Genomic DNA, 19,895 nt, shown 5'->3' on the forward strand with positions numbered 1-19,895 from the left:
TGCTCGGCCGGACCCGCGGACGGCTCGGCGGGCAGTTCAGCGGGCAGCCTGGGTGGCGGCCTGGGTGGCAGCCTCATAGCGGCGTGCCACTTCGTCCCAGTTGATGATGTTGAAGAAGGCGGCGATGTAGTCCGGACGGCGGTTCTGGTAGTTCAGGTAGTACGCGTGTTCCCACACGTCCAGGCCCAGGATCGGCGTGCCGCCCGAGAGGCCGGCGAAGCCGCCCATCAGCGGATTGTCCTGGTTGGCGCTGCTCTCGACGAGCAGCTTGCCGTCCTTGCCGACCGTCAGCCAGGCCCAGCCGCTGCCGAAGCGCGTCTGCGCCGCCTTGGTGAAAGTTTCCTTGAACTTGTCGAAGCCGCCCAGTTCGCTGTCGATGGCCGCGGCCAGCTTGCCCGACGGCGCGCCGCCGGATGGCGTGAGCACGGTCCAGAACAGCGCGTGGTTGGCATGGCCGCCGCCATTGTTGCGCACGGCGGTCTGGATCTGCTGGGGCAGGGTATCGATCTTCGTGATCAGCTGTTCCACCGGCTCTTCCTGCACGCCGGCCTCGCCGATCGCATTGTTGAGGTTGGTGACATAGGTCTGGTGGTGCTTGGTGTGGTGGATTTCCATCGTGCGCGCATCGAAGTGCGGTTCGAGCGCATCGTAGGCATACGGCAAGGGGGGCAGTTCATAAGGCATATTCGTTCTCCCTTCAATGGATGGGTTCGGAAAAGAGACCTTGCCGGTCACGCAAGATCCTGTAGTGCGCATATGTTGCTGGCGTCGAAAACATCAAGTGTCTACGTTCGACTATACCGAATGGCGGTCCCGGCCACCGTCCGCTTGCATGCAGGCAGCACCTGCCATGTATCGCAGTGTTTCAGGGCGGAGCGAGCGGCCGCATCCATGTAGAATGTGGCTTCCTTTGTGGAACATTTCACATTTCATGCCCGACAACGCCTTGACCTTCCTCGACCGCGGCGGGAAGACCGCAGCGCTCATCCGTGCGTTTCCCTGGAGCGACACCGCCCTGGGCCCCATCGAACGCTGGCCCGGCGGCCTGAAGACGCTGGTCGCCTTCGTCCTGCGCTCGCCCGTGCCGATCGTGACGCTGTGGGGCGAGGATGGCTACATGATCTACAACGACGCGTATTCCGTATTTGCCGGCGGCCGCCATCCGCGCCTGCTGGGGTCCAAGGTGCGCGAGGGCTGGCCCGAGGTGGCGGACTTCAACGACAACGTGATGAAGGTCGTGCTGCGCGGCGGGATCCTCAGCTAAACGGACCAGGAACTGACGCTGCACCGCAACGGCATGCCGGAACAGGTGTGGATGAACCTCGATTACTCGCCGGCCGTGTTCGAGGACGGCGCGATCGCCGGGGTGATCGCCGTCGTCGTGGAGACCACGGGCAAGGTGCGCGCCGAAGCCGCGCTGCGCGACAGCGAGGCGAACTTCCGCGCGCTCAGCGCCACGCTGGAGCAGCAGGTATCGGTGCGCACCGCCGAGCGCGACCGCATCTGGCGCCTGTCCAAGGACATCATGCTGGTGGCGGATTTCGATGCCCGGCTGGTCGCCGTGAACCCGGCCTTCAGCGCGGCGCTGGGCTGGCGCGAACAGGACGTGGTCGGCACCTCCTTCCTCGACCTCGTGCACCCGGACGACGTGCAGGCGACGCTGCAGCAGGTCGGCACGCTGAGCGGCGGCGGCCACGTCTACCGCTTCGAGAACCGCTACCGCCGCAAGGACGGCAGCTACTGCACGCTGGCCTGGACGGCGGTGCCGGACGCGAACTTCATCCACGCCGTCGGCCGCGACATCACGGCCGACCTGCAGCAGGCCGAGACCATGCGCCGCACCGAGGCCGCGCTGCAGCAGTCGCAGAAGATGGAAACGATCGGCAAGCTGACGGGCGGCGTCGCCCACGATTTCAACAACCTGCTGCAGGTCATCTCGGGCAATCTGCAGCTGCTGGCGCCGGAGCTGGCGGCCATGCCGGACGGCCGCCGCCGCGTCGAGAACGCGCTGGCCAGCGTGCAGCGCGGCGCCAAGCTGGCCAGCTCGCTGCTGGCGTTCGCGCGCAAGCAGCCGCTGGAACCGAAGGTGATCCGCGTCAGCCGCCTCGTCATGGGCATGGAAGACCTGCTGCGCCGCAGCCTGGGCGAGGAAATCGAGATCGAGACGGTGATGTCGGGCGGTTTGTGGTGCACGTCGATCGACGTGGTCCAGTTCGAGAACGCGCTGCTCAACCTGGCCATCAATGCGCGCGATGCGATGGACGGCGCCGGCAGGCTGACGATCGAAGTGGGCAACGCCATGCTCGACGCCGCCTATTGCGCGGGCCATCCCGACGTGGGGCCCGGCCAGTACGTGATGATCGCCGTCAGCGACACGGGCAGCGGCATGCCGCCGGAAATCATGAACCGCGCCTTCGAGCCGTTCTTCTCCACCAAGGCGGAAGGCAAGGGCACGGGACTGGGCCTGTCGATGGTGTACGGCCTCGTCAAGCAGTCGGGCGGCCACATCAAGATCTACAGCGAAGTGGGCGAGGGCACCACGATCAAGCTCTACCTGCCCCGTGCCGACGCGGCGGAAGACAGCTACGTGGCGCTGGACACGCAGCCGGCGGTGGGCGGCAACGAGACGATCCTGGTGGCCGAGGACGACGACGCCGTGCGCGCGACGGTGGTCGAGATGCTGACCGGGCTCGGCTACCGCGTGCTCAAGGCCGCCGACGCGGCTTCCGCGCTCACCGTCATCGACAGTGGCGTGCACGTGGACCTGCTGTTCACCGACGTCGTCATGCCGGGACCGCTGCGCAGCCCCGAACTGGCGCGCAAGGCCAGGGAGCGCCTGCCGGAGCTGGCCGTGCTGTTCACCTCCGGCTACACGGAAAACGCGATCGTGCACGGGGGCCGCCTGGACCGCGGCGTGGAGTTGATCGGCAAGCCGTACACGAAGGAACACCTGGCGCGCAAGATCCGCCACGTGCTGGCCAACGAAAAGCAGAAGCGCATCGCGCGGGAGGCGGCGTCCGCGGCCGAAGTTGCGCCGATCGTTGCGCCGATCGTTGCGCCGATGGCGGCGCCGACAGCGGCGCCGACCGGCCCGTCCGCGCCGCGCATGAAGGTGCTGCTGGTCGAGGACGAAGAAGACATCCGCGAGAACACGCGCGACATGCTCGCGTTCCTGGGCCACGCCGTCACCGCCGTGGCCAGCGCGGAAGACGCGCTGCCCCTGCTGGCCGCCGACGTGAACCTGCTGCTGACCGACCTGCAATTGCCGGGCATCGGCGGTGGCGAGCTGGCGCAGGCCGCCCTGGCGCGCTTCCCGGGCATCAAGGTGCTGCTGGCGAGCGGCTACGGCGGCGCCGTGCAGGTGCCGGGCGCCGCCGCGCTGCCCAAGCCCTACACGCTGGACAGCCTGCGGACGGCGCTGGCGGCGCTGGGGGCACCGGGCACGCAGGTGGGCTGAACCTTCACACCTGCTCCTGCGCCAGGCTGTCCGCGTTCTGGTGCGGCCGCGCGTCGAGCGGGATGTCGACCACGAAGGTGGTGCCGCGCTCGGCGCTGCTGTCCAGGCCGATGCTGCCGCCATGGCTCTCGGCCACGGCGCGCACATAGGGCAGGCCGATGCCCCAGCCACCCTTGGCGTCGCGCTTGGCCGATTCCGCGCGCCGGTACATCTGGAAGATGCATTCCTGTTCCTGGGCCGGGATCGGCTCGCCCTCGTTGTGCACGGTCAGCACCAGGCGTCCGTAGATGTCGCTGGTGCGAATCGTGATCGGCGTGCCGGCGCTGCCGTACTTGACGGCGTTCGTCACGAGGTTTTCCGTCACCCGCTTCATGGCGGCGCGGTCCCACCAGCCCTGCACGGGTTCCCCTTCGACCTCGAAACGGTGGCCGTGGGCGGCGATGGCGTCCGCCAGCACTTCCTGCACCACCGCGTGGACGTCGACCGGTTCGATGGCCAGCTGGATCTTGCGGCCGCCGTGGAACGCCATCGTGTCCAGCAGTTCGTCGATCATGCCGCTCATGCGCTGGGTGTTCGCCAGCGCCTTGGCGGCGACCGTCTTGATGCGGGTCGGGTCGTCGGTCAGGAGGATCACCTCGAGCGCCGTCACGGTGGCGGCCAGCGGGTTGCGCAAGTCGTGCGTGAGGGCCGCCGCGAAGCGCTCGCGAAAACCGCTGTGCACGAGCGAGAACGCTTCCACGGCCTGCTGGATGCCGGAATCGATGGAGGAGTGCACGGCATGCGTCTCGACGTGGTCGAGCGCCACGCCCTCGCGGTGCAGCACGTCGAAGATGGCCCAGCGCAGCAGCTGGTATTCCTCGATCAGCGCGGCATGGTCGTAGGTCGTGATGCGGGCCCGCTCGCCCCCGTGCTCGGCCGCCACCGTGGTGCCGTCGATGGCCGAGGTGCGCGGGTAGGCGGGGCTGATGCTCTGCGCAATATTGTCGTAGAACACGGGCAGGGTGTCGATCAGGATCGGCTGCTGCAGGGCGCGCGCCTGCAGCACCTGGGCCCGCACGCGGCGGGACCATGTGTCGAACACCCGTTCGCGCAGGGCGAGCATGCGCCTGGCGTTCTCGGACAGGCGATGTTCGCCGGCGTCCTGGTCGCTGGCTAGGCTCATGAAGTCCCTCCGGTCAAATGGCATGGACTCCATGCTACGCCAGTTTGCCGCCCGGCCACGCCAACTGTAACGGCAGAGCAGGCCGCCGTTACATTTTCATTGCGCTTGCGTTCAATAGGTCCAGTTCAGGCTCACGCTCGCGTTGCGCGGTGCCGCGTAGTAGCTCTGGTTCCAGTACAGGCTCTGGAGGTGGCGCTTGTCGGCCAGGTTGTAGATGTTGGCCGAGAGCTTCAGGTGCGGAGTGATGTCGTACTGCGCCATCAGACCGACCGTGGCGTAGGAACCCTGGCGGATCACGGCGACGACGTCGTCCAGGTAGATCCGGGACTGCCAGTTGACGTTCGCGCCCACCTTCAGTTCCGGCAGCGCCGGGAAGCGGTAGGTGGTGGCGGCGCGCACGGTCTTGCGCGGGATGTAGGTCTTGACGTCCTCGCCCTCGTTGCCTTCCATCGACAGCTGCGCGAAGCCGATGTTCGCGTTCCAGTTGCGCGTCAGCTGGCCGCTCGCCTCCAGTTCGAAGCCCTTGGACTTGGCGCTGATGCCTTCGTAGTAGGCGTCGACGCCGTTCAGGTAGCCGAGCAGCTGGGCGGCGTTGTCCTGCTTGGTCTTGAAGACGGCGCCGGACAGGTTCAGGCGGCCACCCATCAATTCGCTCTTCACGCCCAGTTCGTAGGTCTTGCCCTCGACCGGCGCCAGCGGCTGGCGCCTGGCGTCGAGCTCGCTCTGCGGATTGAAGATGGCCGTGTAGCTGGCGTAGGCCGAGACGTTGCGGTTGATGTCGTAGACGAGGCCCGCGTACGGCGAGGTCTTGCTGGCCGAGCGGTAGCTGTTCACGCCGTAGCTGTTGCCGTTGGTGTCGACCTTGGCGTGGTTCGCGCCCGTCAGCAGCTTCCAGTCGTCGGCCAGGTTCCAGCGCACGGCCACGAAGGCGTTCTTGCGCTTGTCGACGAAGCCGCTGTTGGCGATGCTGGCGTCGAACGCCGGCTCCGGATAGCTGCCGTCGACGGCGGTATTGCCCGGCAGGTCGGTGCCGATGCCCTGGCCGTAGCCGGAGAACTGGTCGACCCGGGATTCGGCCCAGGAGGCGCCGAAGCTCAGGTCGTGGCTGCGGCCGCCCAGGTCGAACTTGCCGGTCACCGAGGCGTCGGCCAGCTTCTGCTTGAATTTCGAGCGGTACAGCGACGGGTAGCTGGTCAGGCCCAGGCCCGTCGCGCGGTCCTGGATGCCGGACACGAAGAACAGCTTGGAATCGGTGGGCGACAGGTTGTAGGTCGCCGTCGCCTTGCCCGTCCAGCCGTTGCCGAAGCGGTGCGTCCATTCGGCGAAGGTGCTGTTGACGGACGCATCCTGGTAGCTCCAGCCGGGGGCCGTGTTGGCGGAGGTCGGATAATCGGTCGGGCTGCCGTCCGTGTAGTACAGGGGCAGCGCGCCCCACATGGCGCCGTCCGCCGCGCTCTTCTGGTAGGTATAGCCGGCGGCGACCTTGTCGTTGGCACCGAGATTGCCCTCGACGATGACGGAGGCGACCGTCTTGGTGAGGTTGTAGCGGTCGAGCCAGGAGCCGCCCTGGTCGCGCGCCACGACGACCCTTGCCGCCCATTGTTCGTTCAGGGGGACCGTGACGTCGCCGTCGAAGCGCTTGTGGCCCCAGGTACCGTAGGTCAGGCCGGCGGAGGCGGCCAGCTTGTCGCCGGGGCGCTTGCGGGTGAAATTGACGGTGGCCGACGGATTGCCGGTCGAGGACAGCAGGCCGTTGGCGCCGCGCACGATGTCGACCTGGTCGTACAGCGCCGTGTCGAAGTTGCCGGTGACGTTGCCGAACACGAAGGGGATGCCGACGCTGTCGTACTGGAAGTTGGTGATCTCGAAACCGCGCGCCGTGTAGTAGACGCGGTCCGTCTCGATCGATTCGACCGTCACGCCGGGCGTGCTGGCCAGCATGTCGTTGACCGAGTTGAGCTTGAAGTCGTCCATCTTCTCGCGCGTCACCACGGAGATCGATTGCGGCGTCTCGCGCAGCGACAGGTCCAGGCGCGTGGCCGTGGCGCTGTCGCGCACCGTGTAGCCCGGCTTCGCGTTGGCGCCCGTGATGGTAACGGTGGCCACGTTCGCATCCGCCTGCACTTCCGGTGCCGCCGGCGTCTCCGGCTCGGCGGCCAGGACCGGGCTGCCGGCGGCGAGCAGGGCGCAGGCCAGGGCCAGCGGATGCAGGCGCAGCAGGCGTGCGGAATCGGATTGCGGGAAGCGGGTCGAACGTGGGCGGGACATCGGAACTCCTGGCTGGCGGCCGGCATCGCGCCGGTCAAAGTTAATAAGAATCATTCGCAATTATAACGGGACGTGGGCGAATGTTCCAGTTTTCTAGAGGGAAATAAATGCGGATGACAGCGGGATGCAACGCCGGCCGCCGCGGCACCGCGTTCGGCGGCTGCCGATACGCCTGCTTTCGCCCATGTCCGTCGCTTGCACCGCCAAAGGCCGCCGCTTGATCCAGCGCACGCCCGTCACATGCGGAAAACATATGATCTTCTACGGCGAGGTAGCAAAGAGGTCATGCAACGGCTTGCAACGCCGTGGAGGCAGGTTCAATTCCTGCCCTCGCCTCATCCCCGGCTTTCCACTTAACTGCTCCGCGTGGTGTTCCCGTTTTCACGGTCGGGTCATGCCTGCATGCTACGCTTGCGGGATGATCTTTTTACCGGACCCATCGTGATGCATTCCTCTCCCAGCCTCACCTTTCCTGCGTGCTCGATGGTGCGCGCGTGATGCCCGCGCAGCCGCAACGCCGCGCGCTGCTGCGCGCCATGCTCGCCCTGGCCGCGACGCCCGCCATGGCGTCCGGTACCGACGCCGCCTTGCCCGACCGCGCCGGCAGCCCGCTCGCGCCCTGGCAGCCGGGCTGGCTCGACATCCACCACATCGCGACGGGACGCGGCAACGCCACCTTCGTCATGCTGCCCGACGGGACCAGCATGCTGATCGACGCGGGGGCATCGAACAACGATCTCGATACCTCGGTGGCGCCGCGGCCCGATGCCAGCCGCCGTGCCGGCGAGTGGATCGGCCGCTATGCGCGCCGCCACCTGCAGCGCGCGGACCTCTCCCGGCTGGACTACCTGCTCGTGACCCATGTGCATCCTGACCACACGGGCGACGTCGGCGCCGGCTCGCCGCTCGCACCGAACGGCAAGTACCGCCTGAGCGGCGTGACCGACGTGGCCGAGCTGCTGGACATCGGCACCGTCGTCGACCGCGGCTATCCGGACTATGCGTATCCGGCGCCCGTCCAGGCGCCGTTCGCCGACAATTACCGCGCCTTCGTGCAGGAGCGCCGGCGCGCCGGCCTGGCCGTCGAGCGCATCCGGGTCGGCAGCGCGACGCAACTGCGCGCGCAGGGCCACCGCCCCGGCGCGCCGGCCTTCGAGATCCGCAACGTCGCCGCCAACGGCGAGGTGTGGAGCGGGCAGGGCGAGTCGGCCGTCGCGCATTTTCCGCCGCTGTCCACGCTGGCGCGGGCCGACTGGCCGAACGAGAACGTGTGCTCGATCGCGGTGCGCCTCGGCTACGGCCGCTTTTCCTATTTCACGGCGGGCGACCTGACCAGCTACACGGAAGACGGCGCGCTGCCCTGGCGCGATATCCTCGGCCCGGCCGCACGGGTGGCGGGACCGGCCAGCGTGGCGACGGCCGACCACCACGGCATGTTCGACGGCCTCGACGCCGGCGTCGTGCGCGCGCTGCGGCCGCAGGTGTGGGTGGTGCCGACCTGGCACATCGTGCATCCGGACATGCTGCAGCTCGAGCGCATGTTCAGCCAGCGCCTGTACCCGGGCCCGCGGGACGTGTTCGCGACCACGGTGATGCGCGAGAACCTGCTGGCCAACGGCCGCCTGACCAGCCGCATGCGCAGCCACGACGGCCACGTCGTCGTGCGCGTGGCGCCGGGCGGCATGCGCTTCCACGTGGCCGTGACGGACAACCGCAACGAGGACGACCGCGTGACGCTCGTCACGGGACCCTACCTGGCCTGAACCGCGGTCACGGCCCTGTCATGGCGGCAGGGTAGAGTCGGGACCATCCCGAACTCCACCCTGACGAGGCACCCCATGAGGAATACCGACCATCCCGACCTGGTCCGGCGCGTCCATCTCGACATCGCCGACAGCTACGACGAAGAACTCGAACTGGAGCTGGACGACCGCGACCTCGACCCCGACACGCTGCTGCCGGCCGGATCCCGGACCGAGGCCGAGCGCACGGCACGGCGCGACTACTTCCGCGAACTGTTCCGCCTGCAGGCGGAACTGGTCAAGCTGCAGGACTGGGTCGCGCACACGGGCCACAAGGTCGTGATCCTGTTCGAAGGCCGCGACGCGGCCGGCAAGGGCGGGGCCATCAAGCGCATCGTGCAGCGCCTGAACCCGCGCGTGTGCCGCGTGGTGGCGCTGCCCGCGCCGAACGACCGCGAACGCACCCAGTGGTATTTCCAGCGCTACGTGCCGCACCTGCCGGCGGCCGGCGAGATCGTCCTGTTCGACCGCAGCTGGTACAACCGCGCCGGCGTCGAGCGCGTGATGGGCTTCTGCACGGACGACCAGTACGAGGAATTCTTCCAGACCGTGCCCGAGTTCGAACGCATGCTGGTGCGCTCGGGCATCCAGCTGATCAAGTACTGGTTCTCGATCTCGGACGAGGAGCAGAACGCGCGCTTCCTGTCCCGCATCCACGATCCGCTCAAGCAGTGGAAGCTCAGCCCGATGGACCTGGAGTCGCGCCGGCGCTGGGAGGAATACACGAAGGCCAAGGAAGTCATGCTGGAGCGCACCCACATCCCCGAGGCGCGCTGGTGGGTCGTGCAGGGCGTCGACAAGAAGCGCGCGCGCCTGAACTGCATCCACCACCTGCTGCAGCAGATCCCGTATGTCGAAGTCGACCGGCCGACGATCCAGCTGCCCGAGCGCGAGTACCACGACGATTACGTGCGCCGTCCGGTGCCGCCGGAGATCATCGTCCCGGATATCTACTGAACGGCGGGCGCGGTCCCGCTTCGCTTCCCGTTTCGCTTACCGTCCACGCTCTACTGCGCCGGCCCTGCGCCGGCCCTGCGCCGGCACGACCCGCTGACCGCAACCCGTGCGCGCCGAACCGTCCTTCCTTGCCGTGCGGCGGGACGACGGTGCGCGCGCGCCTCCCGCATCGGCGCACAGGACAAAAAAAATCCGCCGACCCGAAGGAAGGCGGATGAACGAAGTATCCGATAAGGAAACTCACGAAGAGAGTGACGTCATCTTAGTCCGCCGCGATGTCAGGAAGATGACAACGTTGGCAAGGGAGAATATTTCTTTCGTCTAACTTTCAATTTCGCCAATTCCGTTGCCTTTCTTGACACGACCGTTTTCTAGAAGCCAACAGTTGAACGACGTTCCCACGTATTTGTTACCAAATTGTCCGAAATTGTCCGCCCTCACTACTAAAGATAGTTCCACGCGGCAACAAAAAACGCGTGTCATTATGCTAGAGTTTCCGCCGTTCAATATTCTATCTTTGACACCAACCCGCGCTGCCGGTGCGCGTTTTTCTTCCATGAGGACCCTGATGACCCATCGAACCAAACCGGTACTTCTGCGCTCGCTGCATGCGAACCAGCCTGCGTTGCGCCTGGCGGGAATCGCGCTGGCGCTGCAGCTCGCGTGGCCTGCCGCCCAGGCGCAGGACCAGCTCATTTCCGTGGACCGCCCCGTGTACGCCTCGTCGGTGCGCGACAACAACATGCCCGACCTCGCCGTCGACGGTTCGCTGCAATCGCGCTGGGAAAGCGCATGGGGCAAGGACCCGCAGTGGCTGTACGTCGACCTGGGCGCGAACGCGCATGTCTCGCGCGTGGAAATCAACTGGGAAGGCGCATTCGCCAAGACCTTCGAGATCCAGTGGTCCAACGACGAGGTGCACTGGGAGCGCGCCTACGTCACGCCCGAGCCGAACCAGTCGCTGGTGAACCGGATCCCGCTGGACCTGAACGCGCGCTTCCTGCGCGTGCTGGGCACGGAGCGCAACAACCCGGCCTACGGCTACTCGATCCTCGAATTCAACGTCTACGGCAGCGGCGTGGGCGCGGTGCAGGCGCCGGCGCCGAACATCGCGGCCGGCCGCCCGGTCGTCGCGTCCTCGCAGGAGATCGACGACCCGGCCCACCCGAAGGAGCTGACCCCGCGCGATTACCTGGCCACGAACGTCACCGACGGCGACACGGGTTCGCGCTGGTCCTCGACCTACGGCGACGACCAGTGGATCTACGTCGACCTGGGCCAGAGCACCGTCATCGGCGCCGTCGAATTCGACTGGCAGAACGCCTTCGGCCGCGCCTACGAGATCCAGGTCTCGGACGACGCCTCCAGCTGGACCACCGTCTACCGCACGCTGGCCAGCGCGGGCGGTAACGACCGCGTCCCCGTGTACGCGACGGGCCGCTACGTGCGCATGCACGGCATCGCGCGCGCCACCACGTTCGGCTACTCGATGCTCGAGTTCAAGGTATTCCCGTGGCGCGAAGGCGACGCCAAGCCCGTCTACACGCTGCCCGACATGCCGCCCGCGCCCAAGCGCGTCGCCGTCGGCAAGGGCAGCTATGAAGTGAACGACATCGCCCAGCTCGAACCGCCGCCGCCGACCTACAAGACCGATGCCATCAAGGGCCCGATCCCGTCGAACGACTGGTGGCAGCATCTCCTGATCGCCAACTTCGGCAACGGCAACAGCCTCGTCACGCACCCGCTGCGCTCGAACTACAGCCGCAACGGCCTCGGCATCACCACCCTGGACGCCGGCTACCTGAATGGCACCGGCACCTCGGTCGATACGGGCCGCGACACCGACCTGTACATCCGCCCCGTGAACATGCTGCCGTCCAAGGCCGTCACCAAGGTGGCGGGCTACGGCGACTACCACGTCGACGTCGTGATGAGCGACGACGCCACGCCGAAGATGACCAGCACCCTCGTGCAGGGTTCTCCGTACATCTTCAACACCTTCTCCAATCCGGACAAGGTACAGCTCACCGCCTACAACCTGGTGCGCCTGTTCGACCGCGACGGCAACACGATCCTGGCCAACGACTTCGAGACGGTCCAGGGCGACGTGATCGGCATGGAGGTGCTGAGCACGGACAAGGGCCAGCCGGCCAAGACCTCGACCCGTTACTACGGCGTGTTCGGGCCCGCCGGCTCGACCTTCATGCGCGTGGGGAACGCGATCAAGGTGACGCTGCCGAGCGGCCAGGAATACCTGTCGGTGGCGACGATGCCGCAGGCCGCGGACCTGAACGACTTCCAGCAGCACGCCTATGCCTTCGTCACGGGCACGAAGTCCAGCTACAAGGTCGACCTGGCGACGTCGCAGGTGAGCACGGACTTCACGACCACCACCACCGTCAAGCGCGCCGGCTTCTCGAACGAGACCATGATGGGCCTGTTCCCGCACCAGTGGAAGCTGTCCGGCGCCCGCCTGGACGGCCGCGTGTTCCCGACCGTGCGCGGCGACCTCAAGCTCATGACGGGCAACAGCTTCCAGACCGTCGACCGTTTCCACGGCGTGATTCCGCAGTTCGTCGAACCGAACAATCCGGAATATTCGCGCGCCAAGCTGGCCGCCTACCTCGACCAGCTGGACCAGAGCACCACCACGGGCATCATGAACGACGATCCGTACTGGCAGGGCAAGGCGCTGCACCCGCTGGCGATGGGCATCATCGTGGCCGACCAGATCGGCGACGTGAACCGGCGCGACCGCTACGTCGCGCGCCTGCGCGCGATCTTCGCCGACTGGCTCGACTACAGCGAGAACGACACGAAGCTCGGCACCTACTTCCACTACGTGAAATCGTGGGGTTCGCTGGTCAGCTACCACACGGGCTTCGGCATCAACACGGGCCTGACCGACCACCACTTCACCTACGGCTACTTCACCTTTGCCGCGGGCGTGCTGGCCAACTACGACAAGAACTTCGTGACGGACTACGGTCCGATGATCGACATGCTGATCCGCGACTACGCGAATCCGTCGCGTACCGACACGATGTTCCCCTACCTGCGCAACTTCAATCCGTATTCGGGCCACTCCTGGGCCGGCGGTTACGGCGACAACATGAGCGGCAACAACCAGGAAGCGGCGGGCGAAGCGCTGGTCAGCTGGGTGGGCCAGTACCTGTGGGGCCTGGCGACCGGCAACGACGCCTACCGCGACGCCGGCATCTACGGGTTCACCACCGAGGAAAAGGCGATCGAGCAGTACTGGTTCAACTATGACCAGGACAACTGGCTGCCGAACTACACGCATGCGACCGTCGGCCAGGTGTATGACGCATCGAATGCCTTCCTCACCTATTTCGGCGACTACCCGGCCTATGTCTACGGCATCCACTGGGTGCCGACTGCCGAATGGCTGACCTACTACGCCCGCGACGCGGCCAAGGTGGCGCGCCTGTACCAGGGCTTCGTGGCCGACAGCGGCGGCGACGAGCGCGACTGGCAGCACATCGTCTGGCCGATGCAGGCCCTCAGCGACGCCAAGGGCGCGCTGGCCAAGTGGGATGGCAAGGCCGTCAAGGCATCCGAGGCGTTCAACGCCTACTGGTTCATCAATTCGATGGCGAGCCTGGGCGAACGCAGCAACGACATCGTGGCCGTCGGCTGGCCCGCGGCCACCGTGTACAAGGGACCGAACGGCTACAAGGCCCAGGTCTGGAACCCGACCGACGTCGAGCGCACCGTCAAGTTCAGCGACGGCAGCGGCATCACCGGTTCGGCCGTGGTGCCGGCCCACTCGACCGTGGCCGTCGACCCGATGAAGACGGTGACCGTCGCGCCCGTGCTGCCGGCGCCGAGCGATCCCTACCTGTCCACGAGCGGCTGGACGGTGGATTCGTCCTTCCCGAACGCCGAGGCTTCCAAGAACATGCTGGACGGCGATCCGGACACCCGCTGGAGCTCGGGCCAGACCCAGGTGCCGGGCCAGTCGATCGTGCTGGACCTGAAGACGACGCAGACCTTCGACACGCTGTTCGTCAGCGCCGGCAATACGGGCGACTACATGCGCGGCTACGAGATCTACGTGTCCGCCGACGGCAAGACCTGGGGCGACAAGGTCGCCTCGGGCGAAGGCGAGAGCAGCCTGGTGCTGAGCCTGGGCAAGCAGAGCGCACGCTTCATCAAGATCGTCAACACGGCGACGTCGGACCGCTGGTGGTCGATCACCGAGGTCAAGGTGGCCAGCTTCGGCAGCCCGGCCGCGCCGACGCAGCCGGCCGAACCGGCGCTGCCCCCGGCGACCGGCGCCTTCGACCGCAGCGCCTGGTCCGTGTACGCCTCGTCGAGCTTCGACCGCGACCCGGTCGTGAACGCCATCGACGGCAACCGCGACACGATCTGGAGCAGCGGCGCGCCGCAGCAACCGGGCCAGTACTTCCGCATCGACCTGGGCAGCAGCCGCTATCTCGACAGCGTGGTGGTGGACGCCGCCGGCCGCACCGGCGACTATCCGCACGGCCTGAAGGTCTATGTGTCCGAGACGGGCGAGCAGGGCGCCTGGGGCGAACCGGTGTACACGGCCGATGCCGTGACCGCCCAGCGCGTGGCCGCCACCTTCGCGCCAGTCAAGGGCCGCTACCTGCACCTCGAGCAGACTGGCAGTGCCGATAACTGGTGGTCGCTGGCTGAGGTGAACGTGGCCTGGAACGGCCTCGGTGCCGTCCGCGAGATCGCGCATGACGGCTGGACCGCCAGTGCCTCGGCCAGCGGCGAAGCGGCGGCCAACGCACTCGACGGCCAGGCCGGCACCCGCTGGACCTCCGGCGCCGTGCAGCAGCCGGGCCAGTGGTTCCAGATCGACCTGGGCACGAGCCGTGCCGTGAAGCAGATCGACCTGGACGCCAACTCGAACGACTGGCCGCGCGCCTGGGAAGTGCGCCTGTCCGACGACGGCGCGACCTGGAGCGACCCGGTCGCGAGCGGCACCGGCAAGGATGCCTACCTGTCGATCCCGCTGGGCAAGCGCACGGCACGCTTCATCCGCGTGGTGCAGACGGGCAGCGCCGATGCATGGTGGTCGGTGGCGGAGGCCAAGGTGTTCGAGTAAGCGGGCACCCGTGACCAGGTAAGACGTCGTCCCGCGCAGGCGGGGACCCAAGTCCGGCCAGCGTTTTCGATGCGCCAGCAATATTGGGTCCCCGCCTGCGCGGGGACGACGCTTCGTCGATCCTACGAAAGTCGGAGGCGCGCCGATCTGCCGCGGTGTAGATTGCGCTCATGAAACCATCCCAATCCACACGGCTCCAAACCTCTTCCTTCGACCGTACCTTACGCACGGCCGGCCGCATCCTGGTCGGCCTGCTGTTCGTCTGGGCCGGCATCGACAAGATCCAGGGCTGGCCGGGCGCCCTCGCCGAGGTGGCGGGCGGCGGCCTGCCGTTCCCGCCCTTGCTGCTGGCCGCCACCATCGTCCTCCAGATCGCCGCCGGCGCCGCCATCATGGCGGGTCGCTGGCTGCGTCCGAGCTGCTGGGCGCTGGCTGCGTTCACGGCGCTCGCCACGGTGCTGTACCACGGCTTCTGGCATGCCACCGGCGAGGCGCGTCACAACGAATTGATCACCTTCATGGAACACGTGTGCATGGTGGGCGGCCTGCTGGTGCTGTCCACGCTGCACGGCCGCGACGCCTGAGCGCTTCTCCGGCGTGCGCGGTCCGTGGTGGCCGCCTGCGTCCCTCCGGGTTCAGGGCGGCGGCGCCGTGCGCCATACCACGCGGTTGCGGCCTTCCTGCTTGGCGCGGTACAGGTGGGCGTCGGCCGCCTCGAACAGTTCGGCCGCGCTTTCCGGACCGATGTCGCCGTGGCCGCCCCGCGTGGCGCCGCCGATGCTGACCGTGACGACGGGCGCCACCTGCGACGCCGGGTGCGCGAGCTGCAGCGCGGCGACGGCGGCGCGCAGTTCCTCCATCAATGCCTGGGCCTCGGCGGCGTCCGTGTCGGGCAGCAGCAGCACCAGTTCCTCGCCGCCGTAGCGCGCCGCCAGGTCGGCGGGGCGGCGCATCCAGGCCGAGGCCGTGCGCGCCACGGCGCGCAGCGCGCGGTCGCCGGCCGGGTGGCCGTTGTGGTCGTTGTACTGCTTGAAGGCGTCGATGTCGAGCAGGGCCACCGACAGCGGCCAGCCGTTGCGCTGGGCGCGCTGCCATTCCATCGCATACAGTTCGTCGAAGCGGCGCCGGTTGGCCAGCTCGGTCAGCCCGTCGACGTTGGCCAGCCTTTCCAGCATGCGGCGCTGGCGCACCAGTTGCAGGTGCAGGGCCACGCGCGCCATCACGACGGTGGCGTTGAAGGGCTTGGCGATGTAGTCGGCCGCGCCCATCTTGAGGCCGTTGGCCTCGTCCTCGGGCCGGTCCAGGCCGGAAATGAAGATCACGGCGATCTGCTCCGTGTGCGGGTCGGCACGCAGCCGGCGCAGCACCTCGTACCCGTCCAGGTCCGGCATCATGACGTCCAGCAGCACCAGGTCGGGTGCATGGCGGGCGGCGCGTTCCAGCGCCTGTTCGCCGTTCTTCGCCAGCAGCACCGTGTATTCCGGCTTGAGCAGCTCGGCCAGCACCTGGCGGTTGATCGGGTCGTCGTCCGCGACCAGCACTTTCTGCGGTTGCACCGGGTTCATGCCAACCCTTCCGCCTGCGCGCGCGCGGCCGCCTCGTCCGCCAGCGCTTCGTCCAGCTCGCGCAGCAGGCGCAGCGCCGTTTCGTATTCGATCTCGTCGACGGCGGCGCGCACGGCTGCCAGCAGGGCCGCGTGGCGGGTCGCCGCCAGCGCCGCCTGCAGCTCGGACAGCGCATCCTCGGCGCGCGCGTCGTCGGCGCGCAGGAAGTCGCGCAGGCGCTCGACCAGCACGGGCAGGTCGGCGCCGGCAGGGGCCGGGCGGGCCGCGGCGGCCAGCGCGCGGGTGCGCGCCAGGCCGGCCAGCACGCCGTCCAGCTCCACGATGAGGTCCGGGGCCAGCACCGGCACGCGCTCCTGGCGCCCGGCGCGCAGCTCCTGTTCCAGCGTGCCCGCCAGCGTCGCCAGCGGGACCGCGCCGATGTAGGAGGCGCCCGATTTCAGGTTGTGCGCCAGCGCCTGCAGCGGCGCATAGTCGCCGCCGGCCAGCGCGTCGCGCATCAGCAGTGGCGCCGCCTCGTATTCCTGCTGGAAGCTGGCGATGCGCCGGTACAGGCGTTCGTGGTGGCCGCCGGCATTGGCCAGCGCCCGTTCCCAGTCGACGCCGCGCACGGGCGGCAGGGCTTCCGTATCGAGGGTCTCGGCCGGCACGGAAACGGTCGGATAGGGTTGCAGATTCGGATGTGAATCTGCCTGCGGACCCGGCGGCATGCCGGCCGGCGCGCGGCCCTGCAGGCGCGCCGGGTCGATCCACTTGAGCAGGGCGCGGAACAGCAGGTCCGGGTCGATCGGCTTGACCACGTGGTCGTTCATGCCGGCCGCCAGGCTCTTCTCGCGGTCGCCGGCCATCGCGTGCGCCGTCATCGCCACGATCGGCAAGGCGGCGCGGCCGGGCAGGGCGCGGATCTGGCGCGTGGCCGACAGGCCGTCCAGCCCGTGCATCTGGATGTCCATCAGCACCAGGTCGTAGTCGTGGTCGCGTACCATGCGCACGGCCTCCAGGCCGCCGGTGGCGACGTCGACCTGGAGCGGTGCGGCGGCCAGGAAGTCGAGCGCGACCTCGCGGTTGTTGGCATTGTCGTCGACCAGCAGGATGCGGGCGCCGTCCAGGCGGTCCAGTTGCGCGGCCGACACCGTCGCGTCGGCGGCCGTCGGGCCCTGGCCGGCGCCGGAAGCGTCCGGGCGCAGTACCTGCACCAGGCTGTGGTACAGCAGGGCCGGCCCGATCGGCTTGGTCAGGAAGCCCGTCAGCGGCAGGTCGCCCTCGCGCTGCAGCACGCCTTCGCGGGTGTAGGCGCTGATCATGAGGATCGCGGGCGGCGCCGGGAAGCGGCGGTCGGCGCGGATGCGGCGGATCGTCTCGACCCCGTCCCAGCCCGGCATCAGGTAATCCATCAGCACCACCTGGTAGGGCGCGCCGCTGTCTACGGCCGCGGCCAGGCGCGCCAGCGATTCCTCGCCGGAGGCCACGGCATCGGCCTGGATGCCGAAGCCGGCCAGCATCTCGACCAGCGCCCCGCGCGTGCTGGCGCTGTCGTCGACGATCATCACGCGCATGCGCTGCAGTGCGGCGGCCGACAGCGGCGCCGGCGCACTGGCCGCATCGGCGATGCCCAGGGAGACGGTGAAGCTGAAGCGGCTGCCCACGCCCGGCGTGCTGCTGACCTGGATGGTGCCGCCCATCAGCTCGACCAGCTGCTTCGAGATCGACAGGCCCAGGCCCGTACCGCCGTACTTGCGCGAGACCGAACTGTCGGCCTGCGAGAACGACTGGAACAGGCGTGCCAGCTGCGCGGAATCCATGCCGATGCCCGTGTCGCTGACCGAGAAGCGCAGCAGCACCTCGTTGCCGCTGCGCTGGACCAGCTCGACGGCGACGACGATCTCGCCCTGCTCGGTGAACTTGACGGCATTGTTGGTCAGGTTGATCAGGACCTGGCCCAGGCGCAGCGGATCGCCCACCAGGCGCGGCGGCACGCCGCGCGGCACGCTGAAAATCAGCTCGACGCGTTTTGAATCCGTCTTGATGGCCGTGATGCTGGCCAGGTGCTCGAGCATCTCGTCGAGCTCGAACGCGACCCGGTCCACCGTCATGCGGCCCGGCTCGATCTTGGAAAAGTCGAGGATGTCGTTGATGATGCCCAGCAGGTGCTCGCCGGCGCCCAGTATCTTGCCGAGGTAGTTGCGCTGCTTCGGGTTGGGGTCGGCCATCAGCGCCAGGCGGCTCATGCCGATGATCGCGTTCATCGGGGTGCGGATCTCGTGGCTCATATTGGCCAGGAATTCCGATTTCATGCGCGTGGCCGCTTCGGCGCGCTGCATCTGCGTCTGGATGTCCTTGGTGCGCAGGCCCAGGATGCGCATGAACACGACCATGTCGAAGGCGCTGCCGAACTGCAGCGCGTGCATGGTCCAGAAATTCGCGGGCGCCTGGCCCTTGATCACCTGCGCCAGGATCACCGAGGTCACGAAGCTGATGCCCCAGCCCAGCAGGAAATAGATGCCGACGGCGTCACCGTGGCGCGCGCGCGTGATCGAGCCGGGCAGGCCGAGCAGCTTGGGCAGGATGCCCAGCGAGGCGACGATCGCGACCAGCGCCGCGTCCGCGATCAGCCCGAGGCCGAAGGCGACGGCGCTGACGATGCACAGTGCCGCGAGCACGTGCATGGCGATGCCGAACTTGCGGTCTCTTCCCGGGCGCATCAGCACGCTGCGCACGAACAGGTAGGCGCCGCAGGCGGCCAGCAGCGAGGCGATGCCGGTGACGTGGATCGTCGCCCAGGTGTTGCCGCCCCACAGGTAATGGGCGCCCAGGCCGAACCAGGCCGTGTTGTACAGAGCCATGCCGCCCACCAGCAGCGCGTAGGCGCCAAACAGCCGGTCGCGCAGGTTGGCCCACTGGGCCAGGCTGTACAGCAGCAGGCACACGGTCAGGCCGAGCAGGGCACCCTGCAGCAGCTGTTCCGTCAGCGCGGAGCGGAAGAAGGCGTCGGGCTTCTCGAATTCCACCGGAAGGATCTTCGGTCCGTTGGTATCGACCCGCACCAGCATCTCGTAGCGTGCCCCCGGCTCCAGGCTCAGCGAAAACGCGGGGATCGGACCGTCCAGCGAGCCTTCCGGCGCGGCGCCGCGGCGCGCCACCAGGTGGCGTTCGACGTGGCCGTCGCGCACGACGTGCAGGTCGATCCGGTTCAGCAGGCCGAAGTCGAACTTCATGACCCATTGGCCGTCGTCGCCGGCGCCCACCTGGATGGGCATGCGCAGCCACACCGGACCCTTGACCATGCCCAGCGTCGCATATGCGCCCTGCGGCGCGGCGAAGCGCTCGGGCGCGGCCAGCACGGCCTCGGCCTGCAGCCGGCCGTCGGGATCGTGCAGCACCGTCACGGCCGGCCAGGCCTCGACGCGCGAAGCATGGCCGTCCAGCGCCAGCGGCGCACCCGATGCCACGGGCACGCCGGCGGCGCCGGCCCCCGGCGGCGCCACGAGGCACAGCATGGCGGCGAGGCACAGCAGGGCATGCAGGGCCGCGCGAATGTGCCCGCGAAGGGCTGGCGGAACGAAGGGAAGGGAGGCGGCGGACATCG

9 protein-coding genes, 1 tRNA gene and 1 pseudogene are annotated in these 19,895 nt (G+C 68.1%); 6 read left to right on the forward strand and 5 right to left on the reverse strand.

Annotated elements, in window-relative coordinates; genetic code table 11:
• Positions 1-36: 36 nt before the first annotated feature.
• Positions 37-684, reverse strand: coding sequence for a superoxide dismutase (locus ACI1V7_RS04500; protein WP_404530547.1), 648 nt, complete (start codon positions 682-684; stop codon positions 37-39).
• Between the two features lie 247 nt (positions 685-931).
• Here ACI1V7_RS04500 and ACI1V7_RS04510 point away from each other — a divergent pair.
• Positions 932-3,457, forward strand: a pseudogene (locus ACI1V7_RS04510) (response regulator).
• Between the two features lie 4 nt (positions 3,458-3,461).
• Here ACI1V7_RS04510 and ACI1V7_RS04515 read toward each other — a convergent pair.
• Together ACI1V7_RS04515 and ACI1V7_RS04520 are read right to left on the reverse strand one after the other, a co-directional pair.
• Positions 3,462-4,619 (reverse strand): sensor histidine kinase, encoded by a 1,158-nt coding sequence (locus ACI1V7_RS04515; protein WP_404530550.1) that lies wholly within the window; start codon positions 4,617-4,619, stop codon positions 3,462-3,464.
• A gap of 111 nt (positions 4,620-4,730) precedes the next feature.
• Positions 4,731-6,887, reverse strand: coding sequence for a TonB-dependent siderophore receptor (locus tag ACI1V7_RS04520; protein ID WP_404530551.1), 2,157 nt, complete (start codon positions 6,885-6,887; stop codon positions 4,731-4,733).
• A 265-nt stretch (positions 6,888-7,152) separates the two neighbouring features.
• Here ACI1V7_RS04520 and ACI1V7_RS04525 point away from each other — a divergent pair.
• The 5 genes from ACI1V7_RS04525 to ACI1V7_RS04545 all read left to right on the forward strand — a co-directional run bounded on the left by ACI1V7_RS04525 (position 7,153) and on the right by ACI1V7_RS04545 (position 15,331).
• Positions 7,153-7,223, forward strand: a tRNA-Cys gene (locus tag ACI1V7_RS04525).
• A gap of 161 nt (positions 7,224-7,384) precedes the next feature.
• Complete coding sequence (locus tag ACI1V7_RS04530) at positions 7,385-8,650, forward strand: ComEC/Rec2 family competence protein (protein ID WP_404531538.1); 1,266 nt, start codon at positions 7,385-7,387, stop codon at positions 8,648-8,650.
• Positions 8,651-8,725: 75 nt separating this feature from the next.
• Positions 8,726-9,646 (forward strand): polyphosphate kinase 2, encoded by a 921-nt coding sequence (ppk2, locus tag ACI1V7_RS04535; RefSeq protein ID WP_404530552.1) that lies wholly within the window; start codon positions 8,726-8,728, stop codon positions 9,644-9,646.
• Between the two features lie 568 nt (positions 9,647-10,214).
• The gene (locus ACI1V7_RS04540; RefSeq protein WP_404530553.1) at positions 10,215-14,747 is read left to right on the forward strand and encodes a discoidin domain-containing protein; all 4,533 of its coding nucleotides are present in this window, start codon (positions 10,215-10,217) and stop codon (positions 14,745-14,747) included.
• A gap of 170 nt (positions 14,748-14,917) precedes the next feature.
• Complete coding sequence (locus tag ACI1V7_RS04545) at positions 14,918-15,331, forward strand: DoxX family protein (RefSeq protein ID WP_404530554.1); 414 nt, start codon at positions 14,918-14,920, stop codon at positions 15,329-15,331.
• Positions 15,332-15,382: 51 nt separating this feature from the next.
• On the opposite strand, the gene ACI1V7_RS04550 is transcribed toward ACI1V7_RS04545, so the two are convergent.
• Together ACI1V7_RS04550 and ACI1V7_RS04555 are read right to left on the reverse strand one after the other, a co-directional pair.
• Complete coding sequence (locus ACI1V7_RS04550) at positions 15,383-16,312, reverse strand: diguanylate cyclase (RefSeq protein ID WP_404530555.1); 930 nt, start codon at positions 16,310-16,312, stop codon at positions 15,383-15,385.
• Positions 16,309-19,893: a hybrid sensor histidine kinase/response regulator gene (locus tag ACI1V7_RS04555; RefSeq protein ID WP_404530556.1), complete on the reverse strand. Its 3,585-nt coding sequence runs from the start codon at positions 19,891-19,893 to the stop codon at positions 16,309-16,311. Before ACI1V7_RS04555 ends, ACI1V7_RS04550 begins: the two co-directional genes overlap by 4 nt.
• Positions 19,894-19,895 lie beyond the last annotated feature (2 nt).

The organism is Massilia paldalensis (genome assembly GCF_044901715.1).
Taxonomy (GTDB): Bacteria; Pseudomonadota; Gammaproteobacteria; order Burkholderiales; family Burkholderiaceae_D; genus Telluria; species Telluria paldalensis.

Coding starts and splice junctions, on each gene's coding strand:
- ACI1V7_RS04545 (WP_404530554.1), top strand. CDS start 14,918: ATGAAACCATCCCAATCCACACGGCTCCAAACCTCTTCCTTCGACCGT.
- ACI1V7_RS04530 (WP_404531538.1), top strand. CDS start 7,385: ATGCCCGCGCAGCCGCAACGCCGCGCGCTGCTGCGCGCCATGCTCGCC.
- ACI1V7_RS04500 (WP_404530547.1), bottom strand. CDS start 684: ATGCCTTATGAACTGCCCCCCTTGCCGTATGCCTACGATGCGCTCGAA.
- ACI1V7_RS04540 (WP_404530553.1), top strand. CDS start 10,215: ATGACCCATCGAACCAAACCGGTACTTCTGCGCTCGCTGCATGCGAAC.
- ppk2 (WP_404530552.1), top strand. CDS start 8,726: ATGAGGAATACCGACCATCCCGACCTGGTCCGGCGCGTCCATCTCGAC.
- ACI1V7_RS04520 (WP_404530551.1), bottom strand. CDS start 6,887: ATGTCCCGCCCACGTTCGACCCGCTTCCCGCAATCCGATTCCGCACGC.
- ACI1V7_RS04515 (WP_404530550.1), bottom strand. CDS start 4,619: ATGAGCCTAGCCAGCGACCAGGACGCCGGCGAACATCGCCTGTCCGAG.
- ACI1V7_RS04550 (WP_404530555.1), bottom strand. CDS start 16,312: ATGAACCCGGTGCAACCGCAGAAAGTGCTGGTCGCGGACGACGACCCG.
- ACI1V7_RS04555 (WP_404530556.1), bottom strand. CDS start 19,893: ATGTCCGCCGCCTCCCTTCCCTTCGTTCCGCCAGCCCTTCGCGGGCAC.